Origin of the sequence: Hyphomonas sp. UBA3601 (assembly GCF_002375605.1) — a bacterium.
Classification (GTDB): domain Bacteria; phylum Pseudomonadota; class Alphaproteobacteria; order Caulobacterales; family Hyphomonadaceae; genus Hyphomonas.
Genome location: NZ_DFME01000075.1, coordinates 968 through 3,508 on the forward strand (window position 1 = coordinate 968; position 2,541 = coordinate 3,508).

1 protein-coding gene is annotated in these 2,541 nt (G+C 52.8%); it reads right to left on the minus strand.

Annotated elements, in window-relative coordinates; translation table 11 throughout:
- Positions 1-2,021 (minus strand): PAS domain S-box protein (locus B4F73_RS07575; protein WP_290482910.1); only part of this gene is annotated, 2,021 nt, incomplete at its 3' end.
- Positions 2,022-2,541 lie beyond the last annotated feature (520 nt).

A 2,541-nucleotide genomic window follows, 5' to 3' on the forward strand; every position in this document is an offset into this window, starting at 1 on the left:
TCCTGAACAAGTTGAGCAATGTCGACAGCACGCTCTTCCAACTGGATGCTTTCTGCCTCGATCTTGGAGTAATCCAGAATATCGTTGACTATATCTTTCAATAGGCGCCCGGCTTTCATCGCGCGGGTAGTGAACAGCCTTTGCTCTTCACTCAGATCCGTCTGCTCCAACAATTGCGTGAAGCCAAGAATACCATTCAGGGGCGTACGAATTTCGTGGCTCATATTCGAGAGGAACTCCGCTTTTGCCTTGCCAGCAGCTTCGGCTTCAGCGCGGGCTTCGGCCAAGGCCTGCTCCCTTTCCTTGCGATCCGTGATGTCCCGGAAGGTCGATATTACCTCGCGGGGGCGACCATCCTCACCCTGAATGAGCTTCGGATTTCCCTCCAGCCAGATCACGTTACCGTGCTTGTTCTTCACTCGAAATTCTCTTTGCACAGATGGATCAACGGCGTCATTCTGGAAAAGTGATTGGGTGATTTCTGCCGCACGTCCGCGGTCTTCCGGAATCGCGAAGTCCAATGTTGACAAGCCAATTGCATCTTCTGGCGAAACACCCAAAATCTCGCATGCGGGCGACGCATAGGTGATGATTCCATCCAAACCGAACTTTACAATGATGTCTGTAGAGTTCTCCGCGAGGGTCCGGTACTTGGATTCGCTATTCGCAAGTGCTTCAAGTACAACCTGCTCGTCTGTGACATCCTTGAACACGCCGAACACTCGCTCGACCTTTCCGGTCTTGTCCACAAGAAAATCTCCGATAGAGCGCACGCGCCGCCTCTTGCCATCCGACTTTCGAACAATCGTGGCTTGAAATTCCCAGCCTTCGGCATTGTTGACAGCGCGCTCAACCAGAGCCCGCACACGATCGCGGTCTTCTTCAGCGTAGAACATGATCGCGTCGCCATACATCGGGTTGAACTCTTCTTTCGTGACGCCGTGAATTGCATAAACTTCCGGCGACCAGTCCACTTCCTGAGTGGATGGGTTCAGAGTCCAGTGACCTACGCCCGCCATACGCTCGGCCAAGTGGGCCTTTGTCAGCATCTCCTGTTGTTCGCGTGACTTGCTCGACAAGCGTTCTCGAGACCGTCTGATATGATTGATCAGTCGACGGCGATCCGAAGAGGCTGCTCCGACAGCGAGCCCGAGAATGGAGTTTGTCGCCAAGAATAGTTGAAGTGCCAGAATCTTGGAAGTGAATTCGGCTGACATCAGGTGTACTGGGCCAGTGCCAGCCAACGTGAACGGCAAAGCGATTGCCGTGATCGTGAGTAGTCCAATGGCGGCCGCTTTTACGCCTCCCCCAAAGGCGAGGAATACGAGCGCGGGGGGTACGAGGAAGAGGAATGGATAGTCGCTCTGGGCGAAAACGAAGAAAGTCGTCGCACACAATAGCCCCAGCTTCAGAATGTATTGAAGGTCAGGCGACGTGCTGACGAATTTTTTCGAGCGATCCGCCAAAGACCAGATTATCGGAGTGAACAGAACTATGCCTAGAAAGTCTGCTGAGAACCATACGAGGGCTTCAGAGAGTACGAGGGTCTCTCCACTCGTGAACAATCCTGTTGCAGCCATAAGGGATGACAAGAGGCTGCCGACGAATCCGCCCATGATCAAAGTAGAAATTCCCGCCAGGCTGATGAACCGTATTTTGCGCTGGTACATGAAAATAAAGGCGACGCAGCAGACTTCTGCTACGTTCGCCAGAGCCAGAATGAACGCCCGGAGAACCGGGTCTCCTGAATAGATATTTGCGAGCACCAGCGCGGCCATCATTGCCGTGAGCAGGGGAATCCAGTTCCTGCGCGGGTTCTTCAGAAGCAAGACGATCAGGATTGCGTTCGCTGGCCAGACGGCGGCCACACGCCCAGCGCCGCGCGTCAACTCGATCATCGCGACCGCAACGACGAAAATGACGATTGCGACACCTAGGCTTCCAGCCAACATGCCGAGGCGGCTGGTGGCGCGACCAGGTTTTCTAGTGGCTGATGAGGTGTTGGGAACTGCGCTTGGCATGGATCAGATCCGTGTTTGTGTTTCCGTCTTGCAGTCCGTATGCAGACGGATTGTGTGATTGCCCGTGCTCTGCCGCAGGCGAATTCATGCGGAAGCTGCCCGACATAGAGACATTCTCAATCAGAATGTAACCAACGCAATATGGCGCTCACAGCTGTGCCTGTGCAAATACCCGGAAATCGCCTTTGGTTCAGCAGTACTGATCTCTTCAGAAAGATTACAGGGTGGGCGATCGCCATAACTGATCTGACAAATTGGTACGTGTATCCCCATCGTGTGTCCCCTAACTCGGTAAATAGATGAGCTGCTGATTTGGATGGAAACTTGTTTCAATTGAGTTTAGATCATCGGTTTTCCCGCAGTGGGAGAATTTCTGTGGTACAATGCTTTGAGTACACGGCTGAATTATTCTCTTGATTGAGGCAAGGGACCAAGGGGCTAAGATGTTTTCGGATATCGTTTCTTCAGAACTCAAATCCTTGAGATCCTATGCGCAATTGTTGCTGGGATCGATTGATGC